Source organism: Streptomyces sp. NPDC001502 (assembly GCF_042894785.1).
Classification (GTDB): Bacteria; Actinomycetota; Actinomycetes; order Streptomycetales; family Streptomycetaceae; genus Streptomyces; species Streptomyces kutzneri.
Genome location: NZ_JBIAVW010000026.1, coordinates 1 through 23,094, shown reverse-complemented (window position 1 = coordinate 23,094; position 23,094 = coordinate 1). Strand labels below are relative to the sequence as shown.

General features: G+C 71.0%; 25 protein-coding genes. 11 read left to right on the top strand and 14 right to left on the bottom strand.

What is annotated here, in order from left to right; translation table 11 throughout:
• Positions 1 to 23 precede the first annotated feature (23 nt).
• On the bottom strand, positions 24 to 1,523 hold the full coding sequence (locus tag ACFY0D_RS33490) for a hypothetical protein (RefSeq protein WP_390801697.1): 1,500 nt from the start codon (positions 1,521 to 1,523) through the stop codon (positions 24 to 26).
• A 401-nt stretch (positions 1,524 to 1,924) separates the two neighbouring features.
• Here ACFY0D_RS33490 and ACFY0D_RS33485 point away from each other — a divergent pair, with 401 nt between their 5' ends.
• The 3 genes from ACFY0D_RS33485 (at position 1,925) to ACFY0D_RS33475 (ending at position 4,709) form a co-directional block, all read left to right on the top strand.
• Positions 1,925 to 3,766, top strand: a complete 1,842-nt coding sequence (locus ACFY0D_RS33485; RefSeq protein ID WP_390801696.1) for an endonuclease/exonuclease/phosphatase family protein — start codon at positions 1,925 to 1,927, stop codon at positions 3,764 to 3,766.
• Between the two features lie 69 nt (positions 3,767 to 3,835).
• Complete coding sequence (locus tag ACFY0D_RS33480; RefSeq protein WP_390801695.1) at positions 3,836 to 4,309, top strand: GNAT family N-acetyltransferase; 474 nt, start codon at positions 3,836 to 3,838, stop codon at positions 4,307 to 4,309.
• A 145-nt stretch (positions 4,310 to 4,454) separates the two neighbouring features.
• Positions 4,455 to 4,709: a hypothetical protein gene (locus ACFY0D_RS33475; RefSeq protein ID WP_390801694.1), complete on the top strand. Its 255-nt coding sequence runs from the start codon at positions 4,455 to 4,457 to the stop codon at positions 4,707 to 4,709.
• Between the two features lie 15 nt (positions 4,710 to 4,724).
• On the opposite strand, the gene ACFY0D_RS33470 is transcribed toward ACFY0D_RS33475, so the two are convergent.
• Positions 4,725 to 5,138 (bottom strand): hypothetical protein, encoded by a 414-nt coding sequence (locus ACFY0D_RS33470; RefSeq protein WP_390801693.1) that lies wholly within the window; start codon positions 5,136 to 5,138, stop codon positions 4,725 to 4,727.
• Here ACFY0D_RS33470 and ACFY0D_RS33465 point away from each other — a divergent pair.
• Together ACFY0D_RS33465 and ACFY0D_RS33460 are read left to right on the top strand one after the other, a co-directional pair.
• Positions 5,031 to 5,504 (top strand): UTRA domain-containing protein, encoded by a 474-nt coding sequence (locus ACFY0D_RS33465; protein WP_390801692.1) that lies wholly within the window; start codon positions 5,031 to 5,033, stop codon positions 5,502 to 5,504. The two genes, ACFY0D_RS33470 and ACFY0D_RS33465, sit on opposite strands and share 108 nt — an antisense overlap.
• A 13-nt stretch (positions 5,505 to 5,517) precedes the next feature.
• Entirely contained in the window at positions 5,518 to 6,030 is a 513-nt protein-coding gene (locus tag ACFY0D_RS33460; RefSeq protein ID WP_390801691.1) for a GNAT family N-acetyltransferase, read from the top strand.
• 184 nt (positions 6,031 to 6,214) lie between these two features.
• Here ACFY0D_RS33460 and dapD read toward each other — a convergent pair whose 3' ends face one another.
• Together dapD and ACFY0D_RS33450 are read right to left on the bottom strand one after the other, a co-directional pair.
• Complete coding sequence (dapD, locus tag ACFY0D_RS33455) at positions 6,215 to 7,195, bottom strand: 2,3,4,5-tetrahydropyridine-2,6-dicarboxylate N-succinyltransferase (protein ID WP_390801690.1); 981 nt, start codon at positions 7,193 to 7,195, stop codon at positions 6,215 to 6,217.
• Between the two features lie 9 nt (positions 7,196 to 7,204).
• Complete coding sequence (locus ACFY0D_RS33450; RefSeq protein WP_390801689.1) at positions 7,205 to 8,422, bottom strand: MFS transporter; 1,218 nt, start codon at positions 8,420 to 8,422, stop codon at positions 7,205 to 7,207.
• A gap of 123 nt (positions 8,423 to 8,545) precedes the next feature.
• Here ACFY0D_RS33450 and ACFY0D_RS33445 point away from each other — a divergent pair, with 123 nt between their 5' ends.
• The gene (locus tag ACFY0D_RS33445) at positions 8,546 to 9,421 is read left to right on the top strand and encodes a winged helix-turn-helix transcriptional regulator (protein WP_390801688.1); all 876 of its coding nucleotides are present in this window, start codon (positions 8,546 to 8,548) and stop codon (positions 9,419 to 9,421) included.
• A gap of 396 nt (positions 9,422 to 9,817) precedes the next feature.
• Here the strand turns inward: ACFY0D_RS33445 and ACFY0D_RS33440 are convergent, their stop codons facing one another.
• Together ACFY0D_RS33440 and ACFY0D_RS33435 are read right to left on the bottom strand one after the other, a co-directional pair.
• Complete coding sequence (locus tag ACFY0D_RS33440) at positions 9,818 to 10,369, bottom strand: TetR/AcrR family transcriptional regulator (RefSeq protein WP_390801687.1); 552 nt, start codon at positions 10,367 to 10,369, stop codon at positions 9,818 to 9,820.
• The gene (locus ACFY0D_RS33435) at positions 10,369 to 10,689 is read right to left on the bottom strand and encodes a multidrug efflux SMR transporter (RefSeq protein WP_189735897.1); all 321 of its coding nucleotides are present in this window, start codon (positions 10,687 to 10,689) and stop codon (positions 10,369 to 10,371) included. Before ACFY0D_RS33435 ends, ACFY0D_RS33440 begins: the two co-directional genes overlap by 1 nt.
• Before the next feature lie 269 nt (positions 10,690 to 10,958).
• On the opposite strand from ACFY0D_RS33435, the gene ACFY0D_RS33430 reads away from it, so the two are divergent.
• Positions 10,959 to 11,981: a hypothetical protein gene (locus ACFY0D_RS33430; protein ID WP_390801686.1), complete on the top strand. Its 1,023-nt coding sequence runs from the start codon at positions 10,959 to 10,961 to the stop codon at positions 11,979 to 11,981.
• Positions 11,982 to 12,109: 128 nt separating this feature from the next.
• On the opposite strand, the gene ACFY0D_RS33425 is transcribed toward ACFY0D_RS33430, so the two are convergent.
• The 8 genes from ACFY0D_RS33425 to ACFY0D_RS33390 form a co-directional block, all read right to left on the bottom strand.
• Positions 12,110 to 12,454 (bottom strand): metal-sulfur cluster assembly factor, encoded by a 345-nt coding sequence (locus ACFY0D_RS33425; protein WP_030009139.1) that lies wholly within the window; start codon positions 12,452 to 12,454, stop codon positions 12,110 to 12,112.
• The gene (gene sufU / locus ACFY0D_RS33420) at positions 12,451 to 12,912 is read right to left on the bottom strand and encodes a Fe-S cluster assembly sulfur transfer protein SufU (RefSeq protein ID WP_150256905.1); all 462 of its coding nucleotides are present in this window, start codon (positions 12,910 to 12,912) and stop codon (positions 12,451 to 12,453) included. Before sufU ends, ACFY0D_RS33425 begins: the two co-directional genes overlap by 4 nt.
• Before the next feature lie 22 nt (positions 12,913 to 12,934).
• On the bottom strand, positions 12,935 to 14,191 hold the full coding sequence (locus ACFY0D_RS33415; protein WP_030009137.1) for a cysteine desulfurase: 1,257 nt from the start codon (positions 14,189 to 14,191) through the stop codon (positions 12,935 to 12,937).
• Positions 14,188 to 14,955 (bottom strand): Fe-S cluster assembly ATPase SufC, encoded by a 768-nt coding sequence (gene sufC / locus ACFY0D_RS33410; protein ID WP_390801685.1) that lies wholly within the window; start codon positions 14,953 to 14,955, stop codon positions 14,188 to 14,190. Before sufC ends, ACFY0D_RS33415 begins: the two co-directional genes overlap by 4 nt.
• 7 nt (positions 14,956 to 14,962) lie before the next feature.
• Positions 14,963 to 15,280, bottom strand: coding sequence for a bifunctional 3-phenylpropionate/cinnamic acid dioxygenase ferredoxin subunit (locus ACFY0D_RS33405; RefSeq protein WP_030009135.1), 318 nt, complete (start codon positions 15,278 to 15,280; stop codon positions 14,963 to 14,965).
• Positions 15,280 to 16,458 (bottom strand): Fe-S cluster assembly protein SufD, encoded by a 1,179-nt coding sequence (gene sufD / locus ACFY0D_RS33400; protein ID WP_390801684.1) that lies wholly within the window; start codon positions 16,456 to 16,458, stop codon positions 15,280 to 15,282. Before sufD ends, ACFY0D_RS33405 begins: the two co-directional genes overlap by 1 nt.
• Positions 16,459 to 16,539: 81 nt before the next feature.
• The gene (gene sufB / locus ACFY0D_RS33395; RefSeq protein ID WP_390801683.1) at positions 16,540 to 17,955 is read right to left on the bottom strand and encodes a Fe-S cluster assembly protein SufB; all 1,416 of its coding nucleotides are present in this window, start codon (positions 17,953 to 17,955) and stop codon (positions 16,540 to 16,542) included.
• On the bottom strand, positions 17,952 to 18,713 hold the full coding sequence (locus tag ACFY0D_RS33390; protein WP_390801682.1) for a helix-turn-helix transcriptional regulator: 762 nt from the start codon (positions 18,711 to 18,713) through the stop codon (positions 17,952 to 17,954). Before ACFY0D_RS33390 ends, sufB begins: the two co-directional genes overlap by 4 nt.
• A gap of 390 nt (positions 18,714 to 19,103) precedes the next feature.
• Between ACFY0D_RS33390 and ACFY0D_RS33385 the strand changes: the two genes are divergently transcribed.
• From ACFY0D_RS33385 to ACFY0D_RS33370, 4 genes are all read left to right on the top strand, one after another.
• On the top strand, positions 19,104 to 20,030 hold the full coding sequence (locus ACFY0D_RS33385) for an ABC transporter ATP-binding protein (protein ID WP_390801681.1): 927 nt from the start codon (positions 19,104 to 19,106) through the stop codon (positions 20,028 to 20,030).
• Positions 20,027 to 20,809 (top strand): ABC transporter permease, encoded by a 783-nt coding sequence (locus ACFY0D_RS33380; protein WP_390801680.1) that lies wholly within the window; start codon positions 20,027 to 20,029, stop codon positions 20,807 to 20,809. The genes ACFY0D_RS33385 and ACFY0D_RS33380 overlap by 4 nt, the downstream gene beginning before the upstream one ends.
• A 67-nt stretch (positions 20,810 to 20,876) precedes the next feature.
• The gene (locus tag ACFY0D_RS33375; protein ID WP_390801679.1) at positions 20,877 to 22,010 is read left to right on the top strand and encodes a hypothetical protein; all 1,134 of its coding nucleotides are present in this window, start codon (positions 20,877 to 20,879) and stop codon (positions 22,008 to 22,010) included.
• Positions 22,011 to 22,014: 4 nt separating this feature from the next.
• Positions 22,015 to 23,004, top strand: a complete 990-nt coding sequence (locus ACFY0D_RS33370) for a heme A synthase (RefSeq protein WP_390801678.1) — start codon at positions 22,015 to 22,017, stop codon at positions 23,002 to 23,004.
• Positions 23,005 to 23,094: the final 90 nt, after the last annotated feature.

Sequence of the window (23,094 nt, the reverse complement as noted above, 5' to 3'; positions counted from 1 at the left end):
CCCGTCCCCGACCGTGGACCGGCTCAGGCCGGGCGGCGGGAGCGGGCCTTGAACGCGGCCTTGCGGGCCTCCTTGGCCGCCTTCTTGTCCGGGTGCAGCCGGCCCATCGCCTCCAGGACGTACGCCGTCGCCGGGTGCTCCACCCGCCACACCTGCTCGAAGAATCCCCCGTGATGAGCGGTCAGGGTCTCCATCAGGAGCGGGAGCTCCTCCGTCTCCCCGTCGGCGGCGAGCTGCGCCGCGATCGTGTCCACCGTCAGCCAGAACACCATCTCCGGGTCCGGCGCCGGTACGTCGCTCACCCCGCGCTCCGCCAGCCAGACCCGGGCGAGCCCGCCGAGCTCCGGGTCGTCCAGCACCGAGCGGACCGCGGGCTCGGCCTCCGGTCCGGCGGGTGCCAGGGCCTGCTGGCACCGGAGCCGGCGCAGCGGGCCGCCTTCGTCGTCCCCGCGGGCGGCGGCCAGCAGCTCGGCGGCCGCGGCGGGCAGTTCCCGGCCGGCCAGCCACTGCTCGATCTCGGCCTGGGCAGCGCTCTCGGAGTAGAAGGAGACCGCGTCGAGGAGGGCGTCGGCGCCCTTCTCGGCCAGTTCACCGACGGCGGGGGCATCGACCCCGGCCTCCAGCATCCGGGCCCGGATCCCGTACAGGCCGAGGGGGGTCAGGCGGACCATCCCGTAGCGGGAGACGTCCTCGTCGTCCGCAGTGCTCCCGGTGCTCCCGGTGCTCGCGGTCTCCGATTCCAGGGGTCCGTCGGCCTCCGCCATCAGCTCCTCGTCGACGGGCCGGAACTCCACCAGCCCGATCGGCTCCAGCTGCCGAAACTGGTCGTCGAGGCGCATCATCGCGTCCGAGACCTGCTCCAGCACGGCGTCGGTCGGCTCGCCCATGTCGTCGGGCACGACCATCGACGCGGCGAGTACCGGCAGCGGAACCGGTTCGTCCGCGGCCCCGCCCTCGGTGACGGTGAGCAGGTAGAGGTTGGCGAGGACCCCGTCGAGGAAGTCCGCCTCGCGCCCCGGGTTCCAGTCCAGCCGGTCGAAGTCGATCTCGCCGCCCGCGTCCAGCGCGTCCACGAGGTCGTCCAGGTCGGGCACCGCCGCGTCGGCGAGCACCGTGTCCAGCGCCGCCAGCCAGAGGTCGAGGACGTCGCCGGGCGCACCGCTCGTCACCAGCGCGAGGTCCTCACCGGGCGCGGCCGTGCCGAAGCGCTCCTCGTCGCCCTCCCCGCCGTCGTCCTCCGGCTCGGTCACGTCGACCAGGCCGGTGTCCACGGCCACGCGCCAGGCCTGGCTCGCGTACCCGGCGGAGTCCGCGCCGGCGGCGTCGAGGCCGAGCGCCGCGGCGGCCTCGGGCAACTGGTCGGTGGCGAGCTCGCCACCGACGCCGACGCGGGTGTCGGGTCCGGCCCAGCGGGCGAGCCGTACGGCGCGCGCGAACAGCGGGGCGCCGAGGGCGTCGCGGGCCAGCTCCGCGTCGGAGTGCAGCCGTACGGGCGGCAGCGTGGGGTGCGAGTCTGCGGACATGGGGGCGGTTCTCCTCGCGGACGCGGTGGGACGGGGTAGGGCGGGGTGGAACGGGGTGTGGCGTTGGTGACACGGGCCGTGCTGTCGGCCGGACCGTCAGATGCGCCCGGATTTCGATGACATGGCCGACATGACGGGCAGTGCGGGCATGCGGATGTGGCGCAGATGACAGGCGTGGCCTTCGTACGGCGCTCCAGCGTAGACGCATTTCGGGCGTGTCCGGCGGGCCATCGCCTTTGGTTCATCCCACAGTCAGCTGCCGTATTCCCTGGAGGGCTTGACAACTTTGCTGGCCACACAGGAAATTGACGCGCGTAGATGTATAGGGAGCGGCACGCCTCCCGCAGATCTCACTGCCGCACCCCCCACCTTTTCCCTCTCCCACACCGGAGTTCCTGCCCATGCGCTCCTCGCATCCCCGTTCCGCCGCCGTCGCGGCCCTCGTCGCCACCGCACTGGCCACCGGCCTGCTCGCGGGCTCCGCCGACGCGGCCGAAGGCGCCGTGTCCGCCGATCCGATACGCATCCACGACATTCAGGGCACCACCCGGATATCCCCGCTCAACGGCAAGCAGGTCACCGACGTCGAGGGCATCGTGACGGGCGTACGCACGTACGGCTCGCGCGGCTTCTGGATCCAGGACCCGGACGCCGACGACAACGACGCCACCAGCGAGGGCGTCTTCGTCTTCACCAACTCGGTCCCGACCGTCACCGCGGGCGACGCGGTCAAGGTCTCCGGCACGGTGGGCGAGTACATCCCCGGCGGCGTGAGCTCCGGCAACCAGTCGGTCACCCAGATCTCGAAGCCGACGGTGACCGTGGTCTCCTCCGGCAACGCGCTGCCCGAGGCCACCGCGATCAACGAGTACTCGGTGCCCGCCGAGTACGCCCCGGCCGGTGACGCGGCCGCCGGCGGCAGCATCAACGGTCTGACCCTGGAGCCCTCGCGCTACGCCCTGGACCACTTCGAGTCGCTGGAGGGCATGAACGTCAAGATCGGCACCTCCCGCGTGGTCGGCGCCACCGACCCGTACTCGGAGCTGTGGGTCACGGTGAAGGGCTGGGAGAACACCGCCAAGCGCGGCGGCACCGTCTACGGCTCCTACGAGTCCCAGAACACGGGCCGCCTGCAGATCCAGCAGCTCGCGCCCATCGCGCAGCAGCCCTTCCCGGTGGCCAACGTCGGCGACCGGCTGACCGGCACCACGGAAGGCCCGCTGGACTTCAACCAGTTCGGCGGCTACACGCTGGTGGCCCGCACCCTCGGCACCGTCAAGGCGGGCACCCTCGCCCCCGAGACGACCAAGCCGCAGGCCGAGCAGGAGCTCGCGGTGGCCACGTACAACGTCGAGAACCTCGACCCGTCCGACCCGCAGGAGAAGTTCGACGCGCTGGCGAAGGCGGTCGTCGAGAACCTGGCCTCCCCCGACGTCCTCGCCCTGGAGGAGATCCAGGACGACAACGGCGCCAAGAACGACGGCACCGTCTCGGCCGAGCAGACCCTCGCCAAGTTCACCGCGGCGATCTCGGCCGCCGGCGGCCCGGCCTACCAGTGGCGGACCGTCAACCCGGAGGACAAGAAGGACGGCGGCGAGCCCGGCGGAAACATCCGCCAGGTGTTCCTCTACAACCCGGCGCGGGTCTCCTTCACCGAGCGCGCCCCGGGTGACGCGGTGACCGCGACCGGCGTGACCAAGGTCAACGGCAAGGCCGCCCTGACCCACTCCCCCGGCCGCGTCGACCCCGCCAACCCGGCGTGGGCGGACAGCCGCAAGCCGCTGGCGGGCGAGTTCGTCTTCCGTGGCAAGACGGTCTTCGTGATCGCCAACCACTTCGGCTCCAAGGGTGGCGACGAGGGCCTGGCCTCGCACCACCAGCCGCCGGTCCGCTCCTCGGAGGCCAAGCGACTGCTCCAGGCGCAGGCCGTGAACGGCTTCGTGAAGCAGATCCTGGCGGAGGACAAGAACGCCAACGTCCTGGTCCTCGGCGACATCAACGACTTCGAGTTCTCGGCGACGACGGACGCGCTGGCGGACGGCGGGGCGCTGTACCCGGCGATCAAGTCGCTGCCGAAGGCGGAGCGTTACTCCTACGTCTACCAGGGCAACGCGCAGGTGCTGGACCAGATCCTGACCAGCCCGGCGATCAAGAAGTTCACGTACGACAGCGTGCACATCAACGCGGAGTTCTCGGCGCAGAACAGCGACCACGACCCGCAGGTGCTGCGCTTCCGCCCGTAACCCTTCGGGTCCCGCAGCTGCAGGGGGTCCGGCCGCCGTCCCGGCCGGGCCCCCTGCCACAATCCCGCCATGATCTTCCGTGAGGCCACCCGCCAGGACCTGCCCGCCGTACTCGCCCTGCTCGCCGACGAGGACTCGGTCGTCGACCCGGCCCGGGTCGTGACCGGCCAGGCGCACGAGCGGGCCTTCGCCGCGATCGAGGCGGACCCGCGCAACGAGATCCTGGTCCTCACCGACGGGGCGGACGGGGCGGACGGGGCCGGCGAGGTCGTCCTCGGCTGCCTGCAGCTCACGTACATCCCGGGCCTGGGCCAGAACGGGCAGGAACGGGCGCTGGTGGAGGCGGTACGGATCCGCGCGGACCGGCGGGGCGGGGGGCTCGGCGCCGAACTGATGCGGCTCGCCGCCGAGCGGGCCCGCGAGCGCGGCTGCGGCCTTGTCCAGCTGACCAGCAGCAAGCGGCGGACGGCCGCGCACCGGTTCTACGAGCGGCTGGGTTTCGCTCGCAGCCACGAGGGCTTCAAGCTGCACCTGGAGCCGTAGCGGGGCCTTCTCGGACAAGCTAGGGACTTTCGGCCCTGGCGTGACGCTCGACACATCCCTGCCGAATCGACCGGTTGTGGTGGTTGAGTATTTCCACGCTCGATCTTGTACCGGCTCGTACCGACCGCACTCCCGGAGGATCCTCGTGTTCCCCTCCATCTCCCTCGCTCAGGAAATCGGCCTCGCCGTCCTGCTCGTGGCCGCGATCGTCTGGTTCACCGGCCTCCGCCACACGCGGGAGGACAGCCGCTTCGCCCACGCGGATCCCGCCGCCGCCCAGGGCCTGCCGATGATCCCGGCCCAGCGCGGCTCCGCCGCGCACCCGATGGAGTCGGTGGAGCTGACCGAGGCGGAGAAGCAGGCCTTCGCGGGCCTGGTCCGCACGATCCCCCTGAGCTGACGCTCGGCCCGCGGCCTACCCGTGGCGGCGGCCCGTCGGCTCCTTCGGCCTCACGGCGCCGATCAGTGCGCAGACGCCCGCGGTCACGGCCAGACTCCCCACCATGACCATGGCGACGCCGACCGCGAAGAGCCCACTGGCGTCGTCCGACCAGTCATAGGCGGCGGCAGCGGTCAGACCGACCGTGACGCCCGCGACGGCGCCCGTCGCGAAGCCCCGGTACGCCGCCCAGCACAAGGGCGCCAGCAACGTCAGCGCGAGCCCGAGCACCTGCCAGGCCTCGTACGGCCCGGTCTCCGATCCGTCGGGCTGCACGTCGCGGTGCTGGTCCCAGCCGAGCCACGCGGCCCACGCCGCCATCGCCAGCAGGGCGAGCGCCAGGGCGACCGGAAGCCGGGACTCGGGGCCGGAGCGTATGCGTCGTCTCATGCCCCCAGCCTTCCCGCCACACGCGCCCGCTACCAGGGCGCACGTACTCAGTCCCGGCCGAGTACGTACGCACATCCCCTTCGCAGAGGTGCGCGCCGTACGTCGCGGACGGCGGGTCGGGGCGCACTGGTGGCCTGCTGCCGCCGTCAGTGGCGCGGGAACCAGGGGCAGACCGCGTCCGGCGCCGGCCGCGACCATCTCGCGACCGACGGTGGAGGGGCCGCCGCGCTCGGCCTCTTGCCTGGCGCGCCGGTCCTTGATGTTCTGCGCACAAGCCTTGACCAGGAAGGCGTCCCGTTCGAGGTGTCCCGCCACGTGCACCGGGGAGACCCGACCGGATCGCTGTACGAACTGCCCGTCGAATAACCAGGGAGCCCCCGTGGGAAGCGCAGTCGTTCGCCCGTACCAGGACACCGACCTGGAAGGCGCGGCCGCAGCACTCGTCGCCGTCCATGCGACGGACGGATACCCGGTCGAGGGGGTGGCCGACCCGCAGGCGTGGATCCGTTCGGCGAACGTGCGGGCCGCTTGGGTGGGCGCGGTGGACGGGAAGATCGTCGGTCATGTCTCGGTGATGAGGCCGCAGGGCGAGGATGCGGTGTCCCTGTGGACCGGGCAGAGCGGGGACGACGAGCAGCACGTCGCGGTGCTGGCTCGCCTCTTCGTTCTCCAGGAGGCACGACGGCGTGCCCTGGGTGCGCAGCTCATGCAGGCGGCTACGTCATGGGCCCAGGATCAGGGGATCCGGCTGGTGCTCGACGTGATGGCCAAGGACACCGCCGCAATCCGCCTGTACCAGCGGCTCGGCTGGACCAGGATCGGTGAAGCCACCCATCCGTACGGCGAAGGCCGGCTGATGGACGCCATCTGCTTTGCCGCCCCGGACGCGTAACCCAGCGGGGGGCTGTGACAGGTTCTCTGAGCAAAAGGCCGGGCCGCCAAGGCGCTCGGCCCCCGCCCGGAGGGTCAACGCAGAGCGCCCTCCCGGGCCGTCTCGGGGCCGTGGGAGGGCGCTCGTTGGTGACCGACGTTGACAACCTGGTGGCGGCTCAGCCGCTGGTCAGGGCTGCGGGCCGTCAGTTGTGGCTGTGCAGGACCTCGTTCAGGCCGCCCCAGGCCGCCTTGTACGGGCGGGCCTCGACGGCGCCGGTCACCGAGTTGCGGCGGAAGAGGATGTTGTTGGCGCCGGAGAGCTCCAGGGCCTTGACGATCTGGCCGTCCGGCAGGGTCACGCGGGTGCCCGCGGTGACGTAGAGGCCGGCCTCGACCACGCACTCGTCGCCCAGCGCGATGCCCACGCCCGCCTCGGCGCCGATCAGGGTGCGCTCGCCGATCGAGATGATCTGCTTGCCGCCGCCCGAGAGGGTGCCCATGGTGGAGGCGCCGCCGCCGATGTCGGAGCCGTCGCCGACCACGACGCCCGCGGAGATGCGGCCCTCGACCATGGAGGTGCCGAGGGTGCCGGCGTTGAAGTTGACGAAGCCCTCGTGCATGACGGTGGTGCCCTCGGCGAGGTGCGCGCCGAGGCGGACGCGGTCCGCGTCGGCGATGCGCACGCCCTTGGGCGCGACGTAGTCCGTCATCCGCGGGAACTTGTCGATCGAGGTGACCTGGAGGTGCAGGCCCTCGGCGCGCGCGTTGAGGCGGACGGTCTCGACCTGGTCGACGGCGACCGGGCCCAGCGAGGTCCAGGCGACGTTGGTCAGCAGGCCGAAGACGCCGTCGAGGTTCTGGCCGTGCGGCTTGACCAGGCGGTGGCTGAGCAGGTGCAGGCGCAGGTACGCGTCGTGCGCGTCCAGCGGCTTGTCCTCCAGGGAGGAGATGACCGTGCGGACGGCTACGACCTCGACGCCGCGGACCGCGTCCGTGCGGATCGCCTTGGCCGCGGCGGCGCCCAGCAGCTCCACGGCCTGGTCGGCGGTGAGGCGCTCGGTGCCGGCCGGGCCGGGCTCGGCGACCAGCCCGGGGGCGGGGAACCAGGTGTCGAGGACGGTGCCGTCGGCGGTGATGGTGGCAAGTCCGGCGGCGACGGCGCCGGTGGTACGCGTAGCAGTCATATCCGAAACCTAACCGGCGACGGCCTTCGGTTGCGAACCGGTCTCATGTGACGGTCGCACGGGTCGCGCCGCGTGCCTGGCCTGGCGTGCGTGCGCCCCCAGCAGCGCCGCGCCCGCCCCCGCCGCCAGCACCGCGCAGAGCGGCCACAGCAGCCCGGGCACAACGGAGTACACGGCTCCGCCGAGCGGCGGACCGAGGACGACCCCGCTGACCGAGACGCCCGCGTACAGGCTCTGGAACCGCCCGATGGCGTGCTCGGGTGCCTGGTCGGCCATGTGGGCGGTGGCGGTGGTCTTGTAGAGGATCTCCCCGAGGCTCAGCAGGACCATCATCGCCACGGCGCTCGCGATCCCGGCCCCGAGCAGCAGCGCCGCGTACCCGGCCCCGACGAGCACCATCCCGGCGCCGATGACCGGCAGGGCCGGCCGCTTGCGCAGGGCGACGGCGGCGGGCAGTTCCAGGATCAGGATCACCCCTCCGTTCAGGGCGATGACGAGCCCGAAGGCGCGCGCGTCCAGGCCGTGGTCGGCGAGGAAGACGGGGAAGGTGAAGTACTGCTGGCGGTAGACGATGTCGGTCACCAGGATCGCGCCGAGCAGCACCAGCACGGTGGGGCGGGCGCGCAGTTCGCGCCACAGGCCCCGTTCGCCGCGGCCCGGACCCCCGTCCCGGGCCGCGGCTGGTGTGCGGGGAGCGCCGCGGGCCGGGACGACCCGTGCGGTCCAGAGGGCGAAGGCGAGCGTGCCGGCGCCGTCGCCGACGAAGAGCCAGTCGTAGGAGAAGCCGGTGGCGATCAGGGCGCCCAGCGGCGGCCCGAGGGTGAATCCGCCGTTGGAGGCGCAGCGTACGAGGGCGAAGGCCTGGCGGCGGGCTCCCTCCGGGACCGTGACCGCGATGAGCGCGGAGTTGGCGGCCCGGATCACGCCGGAGGCGTACTGGGCCACGGGCAGGGTCAGGCAGAGGAGCGGCAGGGGGAGCAGCGGGAGGGCCGCGAGGGTCAGGCCCCCGAGGGTGGATGCGGCGAGCAGGACCCGGCGGTGGCCGAAGCGGTCTCCGTACCAGCCGCCGGTGAAGTTGCCGGCGACCAGGCCGATGCCGCCGATTCCGGTGACGAGGCCCGCCTGGGAGGCGCCGAGGCCGCGCGGGCCTGTCAGGTAGAGGAAGACGAAAACGAAGGTGAAGCTGACGACGGCGTTGACGAAGACCCCCGCAGCCAGCAGCCACACAACCCTCGGTATGTCCTTGAACCCCTGCAGCACACCCGTGCCCCCCTGCCCGACGAATAAGTTCCTTTTGGGAACGGACTATGTCAGCATGACAGCCTTGGGTCAACGGACGAAGGAGTTCCCATGGCCCAGCGCACACACCTCGGCGACGCGGACTGCGCGATCGCCCAGGCCCTCGACGTGGTGGGCGACTGGTGGACGCTGCTGATCGTGCGCGACGCCGCGCGCGGTCTGCACCGCTTCGACGAGCTCCAGCGCGAGTTGGGGATGTCCCGCAAGGTGCTGGCGGAGCGGCTGAAGCTGCTCGTCGAGGCCGGGGTGCTGTCGCGCGAGCCGTACCAGGAGCGCCCGGTGCGGCACGAGTACCGGCTGACCCCGCGCGGGCGGGGGCTGCTGCCCGTCCTGGTGGCCCTCCAGGACTGGGGAGACACCTGGGTCCTGGGAGAGGGAGAGATGACGGCGACGACCGACGAGGCCTCGCGCGAGGCGGAACGGGTGCACGCGCTGCGCGGCACACGGGTGCCGCCGCTGCTGCTGCCGGACCGTTTCGGCGAGCTCAGCGACCCCGTGGCGGACACCCCGTTCACGGTCCTGTACTGCTTCCCGGGCGCGTACGCGCGCGCCGAGTCCTACCCGCCCGGCTGGGCTGGGATCCCGGGCGCCAAGGGCTGCACCTTCGAGTCGTGCACCTACCGCGACCAGCTCGCCGAGTTCACCGCGGCCGGCGCCACCGTGCACGGGGTGTCGACCCAGCGTCCGGACGAGCAACGGGAGTTCGCGGAGCAGGAGCGGCTGCGGTTCCCGCTCCTGTCGGACGCGGATCTGGCACTGACGGCCGCGCTGCGCCTGCCGACGTTCCGCGCGGCGGGCACGAGCCGGATCAAGCGGCTGACGCTCGTCATCGACCGCGACCGCACGGTCCGCGAGGTGATCTACCCGATCCAGGACATCGAGGCGAGCGTGCGGACGGCCCTCGCGACCGTGCGCTCCGCGGGCTGAGCGGCCGCCGGATCACCGGATCACCGGGCCACCGGACCGCCGGGCCGCCGGACCGCCGGGCCGCCGGATCACCAGGCCGCCGCCTGCGGAGCCGCGCCCCCGCACCTTCCGGAGCCGGGCCCCGCCCGGACCCGGTCGTGCAGGCCCGCCGGCGTCCGAGGACCGGCGCGCGGGGCGGAGTCCTAGGGGGCGTCTTGCCGGTCAGGCCGGATCAGGGAGCGTCGGCCGGTGCCATGGGGTCTCCCCAGGCCCACCAGGGCCGACGGGAAGCATCGCACGGCGGACGAGGGAGGCGACGCGGAGCGTCGCCGACCGAGGACAACGCGGCGAGGCGCGGCACCGGACGCCGCGAGCCCGGCCTGATCGGCAAGACACCCCCTAGCGGCAGCGGCGCGCCTACGCCGGCCGCAGGATCCGCCGCAGGACCTCGCGGGCGTACTCCTCGTCGTACGCGGCGTCCGTCAGCAGGACCTGCAGGCCGATCCCGTCCATGGCCGCCACCAGCGCCCGCGCGGTCACCGGGTCGGTCCGCGGGGTCAGCGCCGCCGACATCGCCTCGCACCACTGCGCCGCCACCGGCCGCAGCGCCGGGCGGCGCAGGGCCGCGAGGTAGAGCTCGTACTCCAGCTCGACCCGGCCCCGGTCCGCCGCCAGGAACTCCCCGAGCAGGCGGGCCAGGGCCCCGGCGAGGTCCGCGTCCGGGTCGGTCAGTGCGGCCGAGTCCGCCACCGCCCGCGCGAAGCCCTCGTTGGCCTGGCGCAGCGCGGCGACCAACAGGTCGTCCAGCGTCTTGAAGTGGTACGTCGTCGACCCGAGCGGTACGTCTGCTTCCGCTGCGGCGCTGCGGTGGGTCAGCCCGGCGATGCCCCGCTCGCCCACCACCCGGAGCGCCGCGTCGATGATCCGCTGCCGCCGGTCCGGGTCGTAGCGCCGGACACCGGGGGTCATCAGTGGGCCCCGCCGAGATTCAGCAGGACCACCCCGCCGATCACCAGGGCGATCCCGGCGATCTTGGCGGCGGTGGCCGCCTCGCCCAGGAACACCATGCCTATGGCGGCGATCGCGGCGGTGCCGACACCCGCCCAGATCGCGTAGGCCGTGCCGACCGACATCGACTTCAGCGTCTGCGCGAGCAGGGTGAAGGCGATGACGTAGCCCAGCAGGGTGCCCAGCGACGGCCACAGCTTCGTGAAGCCGTCGCTGTACTTCATGGCGGTGGTTCCGGCGACCTCGGCGGCGATGGCCGCGGCAAGCATGACGTAGGGCATGCGTACAACTGTACACATCGATGCGTACGCGCGTACACAAGCGGCCGGGAAAGTCGCCGCCATGTCCCTGACATGCTGGTATACCGTGTGCGTTCGATGGGGGAACGAACAGACGGAGCAGACGCATGACGCAGAACGCAGGGTGGGGATCCACGGGCGCACCGGGGCCGGGCGGCCCGGGCGGCACGCCGCACTGGGGAGGATGGGCTCCGCCGCCACCGCCGAAGCCCGGGGTGGTACCCCTGAAGCCACTGGGTCTCGGGGACATCGTGAGCGCCTCGTTCGCCACGCTAGGCCGCCACTGGAAGCAGCTGGTCGGCGTGATGCTGGCCGTACAGGGCATCTGCCTGCTGGTCATGGCCCTGCTGGCGGGCATCGCCGTCGCCGCGGTGTACGACCACATCGAGCCGGTCTTCGACCGGCCCTACGGAGAGGAACCGTCGGCCGAGGACCTCACGCCGCTGCTCGTCGCGGGCATCACGCTGTTCGTGTTCCTGTGTGCCGTGGGGCTGCTGGGCATGGCGGTGCTCACCGCCCTGTGCCCGGCGGTCCTCCGCGAGGCAGTCATGGGCCGGCCCACCACCTTCCGCGCGATGTGGCGCACGGCCCTGCGGCGGACGCCCGCCGTCCTGGGCGCGCTGGCGCTCACGGGGCTGATCGCGGGCGCCCCCGTGTTCGCCGCCCTCGTGGTGTGGATTCCGCTGATGATCGCCTCCGCCGCCGGTGGCGACCCGTCGCCCGGGATCGTGCTGCTCCTGCCCGCGCTCATGCTGCTCGCCGCCCCGGTGAGCATCTGGCTCGCCACCCGGCTCGGCCTGGCCCCCGCCGTGGTGGTCATGGAGGAGGCCGGTCCCGTCACCGCGCTGCGCCGCTCGGCCGCACTGGTCAAGGGCGAGTGGTGGCGGATCTTCGGCATCACCCTGGTCGGCAGCATGATCGGGATGAGCATCGCCTACATGATCCAGATGCCCTTCCAGCTCATCGGCATGTTCGGGATGATCCCGCTCATGGCCGAGGGGGGCGAGGGAACCGGCCCGTCGGCAGGCATGATCGTCGCCCTCGTGCTCGGCTTCCTGTTCGTGCTGATCGGCAGCGGCGTGAGCCAGATGTTCCAGATCGCGTACACACAGCTGTTCAGCAATCTGCTGTACGTGGACCAGCGGATCCGGCGCGAGGACCTGGCCTCCGCCATCCTCGCCGAACTCGCCGCGGAGACCCCCGGCACCGGCCCCACGGCCACACCCACCGCACCCGCCGCACCCACGGACGGACAGGCTGACGGACAGGGCTGACGGACGAACGGACGGCTGAGCGGCCGGACGAACCGCCGCCCGTCCGTCCGACCGACCGGCCGGCCGACCGTCCGACACGCGAAGGGCCCCCGGCACGATGCCGGGGGCCCTTCCTCGTTCACAACGGCTCAGACGTTGAAGCCGAGCGCGCGGAGCTGCTCGCGGCCGTCGTCCGTGATCTTGTCCGGGCCCCACGGCGGCATCCAGACCCAGTTGATGCGAAGTTCGCTGACGATGCCGTCCGTCGCCGACTTCGCCTGGTCCTCGATGACGTCCGTCAGCGGGCAGGCCGCCGAGGTCAGCGTCATGTCGAGGGTGGCGATGTTCGCGTCGTCGATGTGGATGCCGTAGATCAGGCCCAGGTTGACGACGTCGATGCCCAGCTCGGGGTCGACCACGTCGTAGAGGGCCTCGCGGACCTCCTCCTCGGTGGCCGGCTTGATCGACGCCTCGGGCGTCGCGTTCTCGGTCATGCCGTCTCCCTCTCCGCGCCGCCCAGAGCCTGGGCCGTCGCGTCCTTCCACGCCATCCAGCTCAGCAGAGCACACTTCACACGAGCCGGGTACTTGGAGACGCCGACGAACGCGACCGCGTCCTCCAGCACCTCCTCCATGGCCTCGTCGGGCTCGATCTTGCCCTTGGACTGCATCATCTCCAGGAAGACTGCCTGGATCTTCTGCGCCTCGGCCAGTTCCTTGCCCACGAGCAGCTCGTTCAGTACGGACGCGCTGGCCTGGCTGATGGAGCAGCCCTGGCCCTCGTAGGAGACGTCGGTCAGCGTCTCGCCGTCGTACTTCACGCGCAGCGTGATCTCGTCACCGCACGTCGGATTGACGTGGTGCACCTCGGCGTCGCCGTCGCGCAGGCCACGCCCGTGCGGGTGCTTGTAGTGGTCCAGGATGAGTTCCTGGTACATCGAATCCAGCTTCACTGCGTCCTCGTCGCCTCGTCCGTCAGCCGAAGAAGTTCCGTACGTGCTCCAGCCCGTCGATCAGCGCGTCGACCTCGGCCGGAGAGGAGTACAGGTAGAAAGACGCTCGCGTCGTCGCAGGAATTCCGTAGCGCAGGCAGACGGGGCGCGCGCAGTGGTGTCCCACGCGGACCGCGATGCCCTGCTCGTCCAGCACCTGGCCGACGTCGTGCGGGTGGATGTCGCCCAGGACGAAGGAGATCGCGGCGCCGCGGTCCTCGGCCGTGGTGGGGCCGATGATCCGCAGGTCGGGCACCTCCGCGAGGCGCTTGATCGCGTACTCGGTGATCGCGTGCTCGTGCGCGGCGATCTTGTCCATGCCGATCGCGGTCAGGTAGTCCACGGCCGCGCCGAGGCCGACGGCCTGGGCGATCGGGGGCGTACCCGCCTCGAACTTGTGGGGCGCCGGGGCGTAGGTCGAGGCGTGCATCGACACGGTCTCGATCATCTCGCCGCCGCCGAGGAACGGAGGCAGGTCCTCCAGGAGCTCCTGCCGGCCCCAGAGGACGCCGATGCCGGTCGGGCCGCACATCTTGTGGCCGGTGAAGGCCACGAAGTCGGCGCCGAGCGCCTGCACGTCCAGCGGCATGTGCGGGGCGGCCTGGGAGGCGTCGATCAGCACGAGGGCGCCGACGTCCTGGGCGCGCCGCACGATCGCCTCGACCGGGTTGACCGTGCCCATGATGTTGGAGACCAGCGTGAAGGAGACGATCTTCGTCTTCTCCGTGATGACCTCTTCGATGTTGGACAGGTCGAGCCGGCCGTCGTCGGTGAGGCCGAACCACTTCAGCTTCGCGCCGGTGCGCTGCGAGAGCAGCTGCCACGGCACGATGTTGGAGTGGTGCTCCATCTCCGTGATGGCGATCTCGGTCTCGCGGTCGACCCGGTAGGGCTCGTCCGCCCAGCCGAGCATGTTCGCGACCAGGTTGAGCGACTCCGAGGCGTTCTTGGTGAAGATCACCTCGTCGCGGCTCGGCGCGTTGATGAAGGCGGCGACCTTGTCGCGAGCGCCCTCGTACAGCGCCGTGGCCTCCTCGGCGAGCACGTGCACGCCACGGTGGACGTTGGCGTTGTGCTGCTCGTAGTACTCGTTCAGCGCGTCGAGCACCTGGCGCGGCTTCTGCGAGGTCGCCGCGTTGTCCAGGTAAACGATCTTCTTCCCGTCGTGGACCACACGATCCAGAAGGGGGAAGTCCTTTCGGATCGCCTCGATGTCGAGGAGGCCAGGCAACTGTGTCACGCGGTCGCGCCACCCTTCGTGCTGTACGACTCGTAGCCTTCGGCCTCCAGCTTGTCGGCGAGCTCGGCGCCACCGGACTCGGCGATGCGGCCCTCGGAGAAGACGTGGACGAAGTCGGGCTTGATGTAGCGGAGGATCCGCGTGTAGTGCGTGATCAGCAGCGTGCCGACCTCACCGGTCGCGCGGACGCGGTTGACGCCCTCGGAGACCTGGCGCAGGGCGTCGACGTCGAGACCGGAGTCGGTCTCGTCGAGGATCGCGATCTTCGGCTTCAGGAGCTCCAGCTGCAGGATCTCGTGGCGCTTCTTCTCACCGCCGGAGAAGCCCTCGTTGACGTTGCGCTCGGCGAAGGCCGGGTCCATCTGGAGCTGCTCCATCGCGGACTTGACCTCCTTCACCCAGGTACGCAGCTTCGGCGCCTCGCCGCGGATCGCGGTGGCCGAGGTGCGCAGGAAGTTGGAGACCGAGACACCGGGGACCTCGACCGGGTACTGCATCGCGAGGAAGACGCCGGCGCGGGCGCGCTCGTCGACGGACATCTCCAGGACGTTCTCGCCGTCGAGGGTCACGGTGCCACCGGTGATGGTGTACTTCGGGTGACCGGCGAGCGAGTACGCCAGGGTGGACTTGCCGGAGCCGTTCGGACCCATGATGGCGTGCGTCTCACCCTGCTTGACGGTGAGGTCGACGCCCTTGAGGATCTCGCGGGCGCCGTTCTCGGCCTCGACGGAGACGTGCAGGTCGTGGATTTCAAGCGTTGCCATGGATACCTCAGGACTCCTGGGTGAGGGAGACGAGCACGTCGTCCCCTTCGATCTTTACGGGGTATACGGGTACGGGGCGCGTCGCGGGCAGACCCGAGGGCTTGCCGGTGCGCAGGTCGAAGGCCGACCCGTGCAGCCAGCACTCGATCATGCAGTCTTCGACCTCGCCCTCCGAGAGCGAGACGTTCGCGTGCGAGCAGATGTCGTTGATCGCGAACACCTCCCCCTCGGTGGAGACGATGGAGACCGGCGTGCCGTCGAGTTCCACCCGCTTCGGGGTGTTCTCCTCCAGCTCGCTGAGCGCGCAGGCCTTGACGTAATTCATCAGACGGAACCCTGGAGCTCGGTCTCGATCTTGTTGAGCAGGCGCTCCTCGATGTCGTCGACACCGATCTGCTGGACGAGCTCCGCGAAGAAGCCGCGGACGACCAGGCGGCGGGCCTCGTCGGCCGGGATGCCACGGGCCTGCAGGTAGAAGAGCTGCTCGTCGTCGAAGCGGCCGGTCGCGGAGGCGTGGCCGGCGCCGACGATCTCGCCGGTCTCGATCTCCAGGTTCGGCACCGAGTCGACCCGCGCGCCGTCCGTGAGGACGAGGTTGCGGTTCATCTCGTAGGTGTCGGTGCCCTCGGCGCTCTTCTGGATGAGCACGTCGCCGATCCAGACGGCGTGGGCGTCCTGACCCTGGAGCGCGCCCTTGTAGACCACGTTCGACTTGCAGTGCGGGGCGTCGTGCGTGACCAGGAGGCGGTGCTCCTGGTGCTGGCCGGCGTCCGTGAAGTACAGGCCGAAGAGCTCGGCCTCGCCGCCGGGGCCGGCGTAGCTGATGCGCGGGTGGATGCGCACGAGGTCGCCGCCGAAGGTGACCACGACCGACTTGAAGGTCGCGTCGCGGCCGACCAGCGTGTTGTGCTGGGAGCAGTGGACGGCGGTGTCGTCCCAGTCCTGCACGGACACGACGGTGAGCTTGGCGCCGTCGCCGACCAGGAAGTCGACGTTGGCGGCGCGCACGCCGTCACCGGTGTGGTCGATGACGATGACGGCCTCGGCGAAGGCCTGCACGTCGAAGACGGTGTGGCCGAAGGTGGTGCCGCCCTCGCCGTGCAGCGTCACGCGCACCGGCTCGGTCAGGACCGTCTCCTTGGGCACGGTGACGACCGTGGCCTTGGCGAAGGACGAGAACGCCTGGGCGGCGATCCGGTCCACCGGGGTGCCGGCCTTGCCGATGCGCGCGTCGCCGCGCTCCACCGACTCGACCGTGACGCCCTCGGGCGCGTCGATCTGGGCCTTCATGGTGCCGTTGGCGACCGCGGTGCCGTCGTGCAGGCCCTTGAGGCGGGCGAGCGGCGTGAAGCGCCACTCCTCCTCGCGGCCGTTCGGAACCGGGAAGTCCGCCACGTCGAAGGACGGGGGCGCACTCATCCGGGTGGCAACGGTGGACTCGGCGGCCACCGCGATCGCGCCGGCGGTGGTCGAACCCGCCGGAATGTTCTGAGCCTCAGCCATGGCTGTCGTCTTGCTCACTCTCTTTAAAGAACACTGCCTACGTCAAAGGATGTGCGGCGGGGGATGCCGCGCGGCCGGCGGTCAGCCGACCGATCCCTCCATCTGCAGCTCGATCAGCCGGTTGAGCTCCAGGGCGTACTCCATGGGCAGCTCACGCGCGATGGGCTCGACGAAGCCGCGCACGATCATGGCCATCGCCTCGAACTCCGTCATACCGCGGCTCATCAGGTAGAAGAGCTGGTCGTCGGAGACCTTGGAGACCGTGGCCTCGTGGCCCATGGAGACGTCGTCCTCACGGACGTCCACGTAGGGGTACGTGTCCGAGCGGGAGATGGTGTCGACCAGGAGCGCGTCGCACAGCACGTTGGACTTCGAGCCGTGGGCGCCCTCGCCGATCTCGACCAGGCCTCGGTAGGAGGTGCGGCCGCCGCCTCGGGCCACCGACTTGGAGACGATGTTCGAGGAGGTGTTCGGCGCCATGTGGACCATCTTGGAGCCGGCGTCCTGGTGCTGGCCCTCGCCCGCGAAGGCGATGGACAGGGTCTCGCCCTTGGCGTGCTCGCCCATCAGGTAGACGGCCGGGTACTTCATGGTGACCTTGGAACCGATGTTGCCGTCGACCCACTCCATGGTCGCGCCCTCGTACGCCACGGCGCGCTTGGTGACCAGGTTGTAGACGTTGTTCGACCAGTTCTGGATCGTCGTGTAGCGGCAGCGGCCGCCCTTCTTGACGATGATCTCGACCACGGCGCTGTGCAGCGAGTCCGAGGAGTAGATCGGGGCGGTGCAGCCCTCGACGTAGTGGACGTAGGCGTCCTCGTCGACGATGATCAGCGTCCGCTCGAACTGGCCCATGTTCTCCGTGTTGATGCGGAAGTAGGCCTGGAGCGGGATGTCGACCTTCACGCCCTTGGGGACGTAGATGAAGGAGCCGCCGGACCACACCGCGGTGTTCAGCGACGCGAACTTGTTGTCGCCGACCGGGATGACCGTACCGAAGTACTCCTGGAAGAGCTCCGGGTGCTCCTTGAGCGCGGTGTCCGTGTCGAGGAAGATGACGCCCTGCTCCTCCAGGTCCTCACGGATCTGGTGGTAGACGACCTCGGACTCGTACTGGGCCGCGACACCGGCGACGAGGCGCTGCTTCTCCGCCTCCGGGATGCCGAGCTTGTCGTACGTGTTCTTGATGTCCTCGGGCAGGTCCTCCCACGAAGCGGCCTGCTTCTCGGTGGAACGCACGAAGTACTTGATGTTGTCGAAGTCGATGCCCGAGAGGTCGGAACCCCAGTTCGGCATGGGCTTCTTGTCGAACAGCTTCAGGCCCTTGAGGCGGAGCTTGAGCATCCACTCCGGCTCGGACTTCTTCGCCGAGATGTCGCGGACGACCTCTTCGGACAGACCCCGCTTGGCAGCGGCACCGGCCGCGTCGGAGTCGGCCCAGCCGTATTCGTAAGTGCCCAGGCCATCGAGCTCAGGGTGAGCGATCTCCGTGGTCATGCGGGGTTCCTCCCGGCCGTACTTGCAGATACTGATGTGTCGGTCTGTGTAGTGCTCGCGCCACGCGGAATGAACGTCGTGCACACCCCGTCGCCATGGGCGATCGTGGCGAGGCGCTGCACATGGGTCCCCAGCAGGCGGGAGAAGACCTCGGTCTCCGCCTCGCAGAGCTGCGGGAACTGCTCGGCGACGTGTGCGACCGGGCAGTGGTGCTGGCAGAGCTGTTCACCGCTGTGCGGACCGGGAGCGCTCTTCGCCGTAGCAGCGTACCCGTCCGTGGTCAACGCCCTGGCAAGGGCCTCCGTGCGCTCCTGCGGGGCGGCGGCCTCGACGGCCTCCTTGTAGGCCTGCGCCTGCGTTTCCATCCGCGACCTGGCGAAGGCGGCGACGGCCACCTCGCCCTGCTCGCCGCCGCCGGCCGACTCCGCGATCCAGCGCAGGGCGTCCGCGGCGAGCGTGTCGTAGGACTGGTCGAAGGCGTCGCGGCCGCAGTCGGTGAGCGCGAAGACCTTGGCGGGCCGACCCCGGGTGCGCGCACCGTACACACGCTGCTCACGGGGTTCGACCACGTCGTCGGTGACGAGCGTGTCGAGGTGGCGGCGGACGGCGGCCTGGGTGAGGCCGAGACGCTGGGCGAGGTCGGCGACGGTGGACGGACCGTGGTCCAGGATCGAGCGCGCCACGCGGTTGCGGGTTGACCGCTCCCCGGTGCCGAGCTCCCCCTGGAGGGTGTCGATCTGCCGTTCGCCGTATTTCACAACGCCATTGTTGCGTAATTAACCGAGCGGCGACAAGCCGTGATGGACGCCACCCCTGGTGGCCTCCATCACTAAGGGTTACCTTATTTATCGACGGAGAGTTATTCGGAGGGCATCATTCCGCTACTTTTCGGGATGCCCCCGACGAGCCCGAAAACCGCCCCCACCAGCACACCTGCGCCCGCGGCGGTTCCCCGGCGCCGAGAAAAGCGGCTTCCGGAAAAGATCACGGAAACATGCCGACGTCTCCAGGACCGTCCGACTGAAAAAGAACAGTATTCGCGACGCGGCGTTCGAATCCCCGGCTCCGAACCGACGACGAACCGGAGACGAAGAGGCCCCGACCCCGGGACCCCCGGCCCCTCCCCCGGCTCCGTAGACTCACCCCTCATGAGCAACGACCCCGCCGTGGAGATCCGCGGACTGGTGAAGCGGTACGGCACCAAGACCGCGGTGGACGGCCTGGACCTCACCGTCCGGAGCGGCTCCGTCACCGCGGTCCTCGGTCCCAACGGCGCGGGCAAGACGACCACGGTGGAGGCCTGCGAGGGCTACCGCCGCCCGGACGCCGGCACCGTCCGCGTCCTCGGCCTCGACCCGGTCGCCCAGGCCGGGGCCCTGCGCCCGCGGATCGGCGTGATGCTGCAGTCCGGCGGCGTCTACTCCGGAGCCCGCGCCGTCGAGATGCTCCGCCACATGGCCAAGCTCTACGCCGCCCCGCTCGACGTCGGCACCCTGGTGGAACGCCTCGGACTCGGCGGCTGCGGCCGCACCCCCTACCGCCGGCTCTCCGGCGGCCAGCAGCAGCGCCTGGCCCTGGCCATGGCCGTCGTGGGCCGCCCCGAGCTGGTCTTCCTCGACGAGCCCACCGCCGGCCTGGACCCGCAGGCCCGCCGCGCGACCTGGGACCTCGTACGGGAGCTGCGCACCGACGGGGTCACCGTCGCCCTCACCACCCACCACATGGACGAGGCCGAGCAGCTCGCCGACGAGGTCGCCATCGTGGACGCGGGCAAGGTCATCGTCCACGGCAGCCCCGAGCAGCTGTGCCGCGGCGGCGCCGAGAACACCCTGCGCTTCACCGGCCGCCCCTCCCTCGACCTCGCCTCGCTCCTGAAGGCGCTGCCCGACGGCACCCAGGCCGCCGAGCTCACCCCGGGCGTCTACCGGGTCACCGGCGACGTCCACCCGCAGCTGCTGGCCACCGTCGCCTCCTGGTGCGCGCAGCACGGCGTGATGCCGAGCAGCCTCACGGTGGAGCGGCACACGCTTGAGGACGTCTTCCTCGAACTGACAGGCAAGGAGCTGCGCGCATGAGCGCCGGTACGTTCACCCCCAGCCCGGGGGCCGCGCCCGTGTCCCGCATGATCCTCGCGCAGACGGCGCTGGAGACCCGGATGCTGCTGCGCAACGGGGAACAGCTGCTGCTGACCGTGATCATCCCGGCGCTGCTGCTGACCCTGTTCTCCGCCGTGGACATCGTCAGTGTGCCCGTTCAGGAAGGGGGCAGCGGGAAGTCCGTGGACTTCCTCGCGCCCGGGATCCTGGCGCTCGCCGTGATGTCCACCGCCTTCACCGGCCAGGCCATCGCCACCGGCTTCGACCGCCGCTACGGGGTCCTCAAGCGGCTCGGGGCCTCCCCGCTGCCGCGCTGGGCCCTGATGGCCGCCAAGACCCTCTCGGTACTGGTCACCGAGGTACTGCAGATCGCCCTGCTGACGGTGATCGCCCTCGCGCTGGGCTGGTCCCCGCAGGGCGACCCGCTGTCGGTGGCCGCGCTGATCCTGCTGGGCACCGCCGCCTTCTCCGGCCTCGGGCTGCTGATGGCGGGCACCCTCAAGGCCGAGATGACCCTGGCCGCCGCCAACCTGGTCTTCCTGCTGCTGCTGGTCGGCGGCGGGGTGATCGTGCCGCTGGAGAAGTTCCCGGAGGCCGCGCAGTCCGTCCTGGGGCTGCTGCCCATCGCGGCCCTGTCCGACGGGCTGCGCGAGGTGCTCCAGCACGGTGCTTCGCTCCCCTGGAGCGACGCGGCCGTACTGGCGGGCTGGGCCGTACTCGGTCTGGGCGCCGCCGCGCGGCTCTTCCGCTGGGAATGAAATCCCTCCCCTCGCGGCGGCGATGCCGCGAGGATGGGCCCCTCACACATGAAGCCGGGGGGCGGACATGGTGCAGCGGGACGCCGTTCTACGGCTGGACGATCAATGGGCACGGGTGCGGTCGGGGGCGGAGCAGACGGAGCCCGGGGAGCGCGAGCGGCTCCTCGACGAGCTGATCGGCGCCCTGCGCCCGTTCACGGACGACCCTCGGTGCACCGCGCTGCTCGGGCTGCGCCTCGCCGACCGGGCCGCCGCGCGGTTCGCCGCGGGGGACCGCGCGGGCGCCCTCGCCACGATCGAGGAGGGGCTGCGCAGCTCCGAGCGCGCGGCCGGGCAGTCCCCCGAGTTCGCCCGCTGGTACGCCCGCGGGCTGATCAACCAGGGGGTCTGGCTCTCCTGGCCGCTCAGCGACGGGGCCCGGCTGCCCAAGCACCCGCTGGGCCCGGCCGCCGGCGAGGGGCCGAGCGCCATGGAGCGGGCGGCCGGTGAGCGCGCCCGCGATCTGACCCGGACCGCGGTGGAGGTGTGGGCGGGACTGGACCAGCGGGATCCGGTCAACCGACGGGGGCTGGCCCAGGCCAAGGTGTTCCTCGGGGACCGCCTCGCCGAGCTGGGGTTCGCCGAGGAGGCCGTGGCCTGGGCCGTGGCAGCCGAGTCCGACTTCCGCCGGCTGCTGCTCGCGGACCCGGCCGCGGAGGAGTCCGGGGAGGCCGAGGAGGCCCTCGACCACATCGGCCGCCAGCTGGAACTGCGGCTGCGCTTCCTGACCTTCGGCTCGCTGGTCAGCCTGCGTACGCAGGGACTGCTGCCCGAACGGCTGCTGCCCCGGGCCGTGGTGGCCGCCCGTATCCAGGGGGTGGCGGAGCCGCGGATCGCGGCCGGGCTGGGGCTCGACGCCGAGCAGGTGCGCACGATGCTGGAGGTCACCCCCTGGCTCGCCGTGTGGCGCTTCGAGGTGCGCGGACCCGACGGCCTGTGGAGCGTGCTCGAACATCCCTGGCACAGCACCACAGAAGTAAGGAATCGGACGGCCGAGGACGTAGCGGGTGATTTAGTACGCGGGTTCGCCGGCTCGGCGGACTACCCGGGCGACGGCGCCCATTGGCGCATCCTCCTGTGGTGGCAGGAGGAGGGCGACCCCGCGGGGGCGAGGTACCGGCTGGTCTTCGGCCCGGACACGCCCCTGGCCACCCCCTCGTGAAACTTTGCACAAGGGGTCGCCTACGATATGGGGCGTGTTGAACCCCCTCGCCCACATCGCCAGCCGCTGGACCCCGTCACCCCGGACCGTCCAGCGGGCCGCACTCGCCGCGCTCGTCATGAGCGTGGTCATCGTCGTCACCGGCGGCGCGGTACGGCTGACCGGATCCGGCCTCGGCTGCGACACCTGGCCCAAGTGCACCGACGACAGCCTGATCGTGACGCAGGAGCAGGGCTTCCACGGCGCCATCGAATTCGGCAACCGCATGCTGACCTACGTGCTCAGCGCGGCCGTCGGCTGGGCGATCATCGCCGCCCGCTCGGCCAAGCCCTGGCGGCACTCCCTGACGAAGCTCGGCTGGGTGCAGTTCTTCACCGTGATGGCCAACGCCGTACTGGGCGGCATCACCGTCCTGACCGGGCTCAACCCGTACAGCGTGGCCGGGCACTTCCTCCTCGCCACCGCGCTGATCACCGTGACGACGGTCACCTGGCAGCGCACCCGCGAAGGTGACGGCGCCCCCCGGCCGCGCGTGCCCGGCCCGGTGCGCAAGCTGTCGTGGGCGCTGCTCGCGACCACCCTCGTCCTGATCGCGGCGGGCACCGTCGTGACCGGCTCCGGTCCGCACGCCGGCGACAGCAGCGAGATCAAGCGGATGCCCTTCGACTGGGACACCACCGCCCATGTGCACGCCGTCTCCGCCTGGCTGGTGTGCGCGCTCGCCATCGCGATGTGGCTGGTCCTGCGCGTCGTGGACGCTCCCGCCGACACCCGGGCCCGCGCCCGCGACCTGCTGGTCGTGCTGCTCGCCCAGGGCGCGATCGGCTACGTGCAGTACGCCACCCAGGTCCCCGAGGCCCTGGTCGCCGCCCACATGCTCGGCTCCTGCCTGGTGTGGATCGCCGTGCTCCGGATCGCCCTGAGCCTGCGCGAGCGGCCGGCCGAGCAGGCGGAGATCCCCGCCCAGGCCGACCCGCAGCTCTCCGCCGCCTAGGTGTATTGACCTGCAGCGTTGTTTACCCGGCTGATGGGCGGGTGTCCGTCCAGTGCGGTGTGGCAGCGGTGGTGGTTGTAGGTGTGGAGG

What these genes read in the sequence shown, in the direction of transcription:
- ACFY0D_RS33490 (WP_390801697.1), bottom strand. Translation starts at nt 1,523, where the DNA reads ATGTCCGCAGACTCGCACCCCACGCTGCCGCCCGTACGGCTGCACTCC.
- ACFY0D_RS33485 (WP_390801696.1), top strand. Translation starts at nt 1,925, where the DNA reads ATGCGCTCCTCGCATCCCCGTTCCGCCGCCGTCGCGGCCCTCGTCGCC.
- ACFY0D_RS33480 (WP_390801695.1), top strand. Translation starts at nt 3,836, where the DNA reads ATGATCTTCCGTGAGGCCACCCGCCAGGACCTGCCCGCCGTACTCGCC.
- ACFY0D_RS33470 (WP_390801693.1), bottom strand. Translation starts at nt 5,138, where the DNA reads ATGAGACGACGCATACGCTCCGGCCCCGAGTCCCGGCTTCCGGTCGCC.
- dapD (WP_390801690.1), bottom strand. Translation starts at nt 7,195, where the DNA reads ATGACTGCTACGCGTACCACCGGCGCCGTCGCCGCCGGACTTGCCACC.
- ACFY0D_RS33445 (WP_390801688.1), top strand. Translation starts at nt 8,546, where the DNA reads ATGGCCCAGCGCACACACCTCGGCGACGCGGACTGCGCGATCGCCCAG.
- ACFY0D_RS33440 (WP_390801687.1), bottom strand. Translation starts at nt 10,369, where the DNA reads ATGACCCCCGGTGTCCGGCGCTACGACCCGGACCGGCGGCAGCGGATC.
- ACFY0D_RS33435 (WP_189735897.1), bottom strand. Translation starts at nt 10,689, where the DNA reads ATGCCCTACGTCATGCTTGCCGCGGCCATCGCCGCCGAGGTCGCCGGA.
- ACFY0D_RS33425 (WP_030009139.1), bottom strand. Translation starts at nt 12,454, where the DNA reads ATGACCGAGAACGCGACGCCCGAGGCGTCGATCAAGCCGGCCACCGAG.
- sufC (WP_390801685.1), bottom strand. Translation starts at nt 14,955, where the DNA reads ATGGCAACGCTTGAAATCCACGACCTGCACGTCTCCGTCGAGGCCGAG.
- ACFY0D_RS33405 (WP_030009135.1), bottom strand. Translation starts at nt 15,280, where the DNA reads ATGAATTACGTCAAGGCCTGCGCGCTCAGCGAGCTGGAGGAGAACACC.
- sufD (WP_390801684.1), bottom strand. Translation starts at nt 16,458, where the DNA reads ATGGCTGAGGCTCAGAACATTCCGGCGGGTTCGACCACCGCCGGCGCG.
- sufB (WP_390801683.1), bottom strand. Translation starts at nt 17,955, where the DNA reads ATGACCACGGAGATCGCTCACCCTGAGCTCGATGGCCTGGGCACTTAC.
- ACFY0D_RS33385 (WP_390801681.1), top strand. Translation starts at nt 19,104, where the DNA reads ATGAGCAACGACCCCGCCGTGGAGATCCGCGGACTGGTGAAGCGGTAC.
- ACFY0D_RS33380 (WP_390801680.1), top strand. Translation starts at nt 20,027, where the DNA reads ATGAGCGCCGGTACGTTCACCCCCAGCCCGGGGGCCGCGCCCGTGTCC.
- ACFY0D_RS33375 (WP_390801679.1), top strand. Translation starts at nt 20,877, where the DNA reads ATGGTGCAGCGGGACGCCGTTCTACGGCTGGACGATCAATGGGCACGG.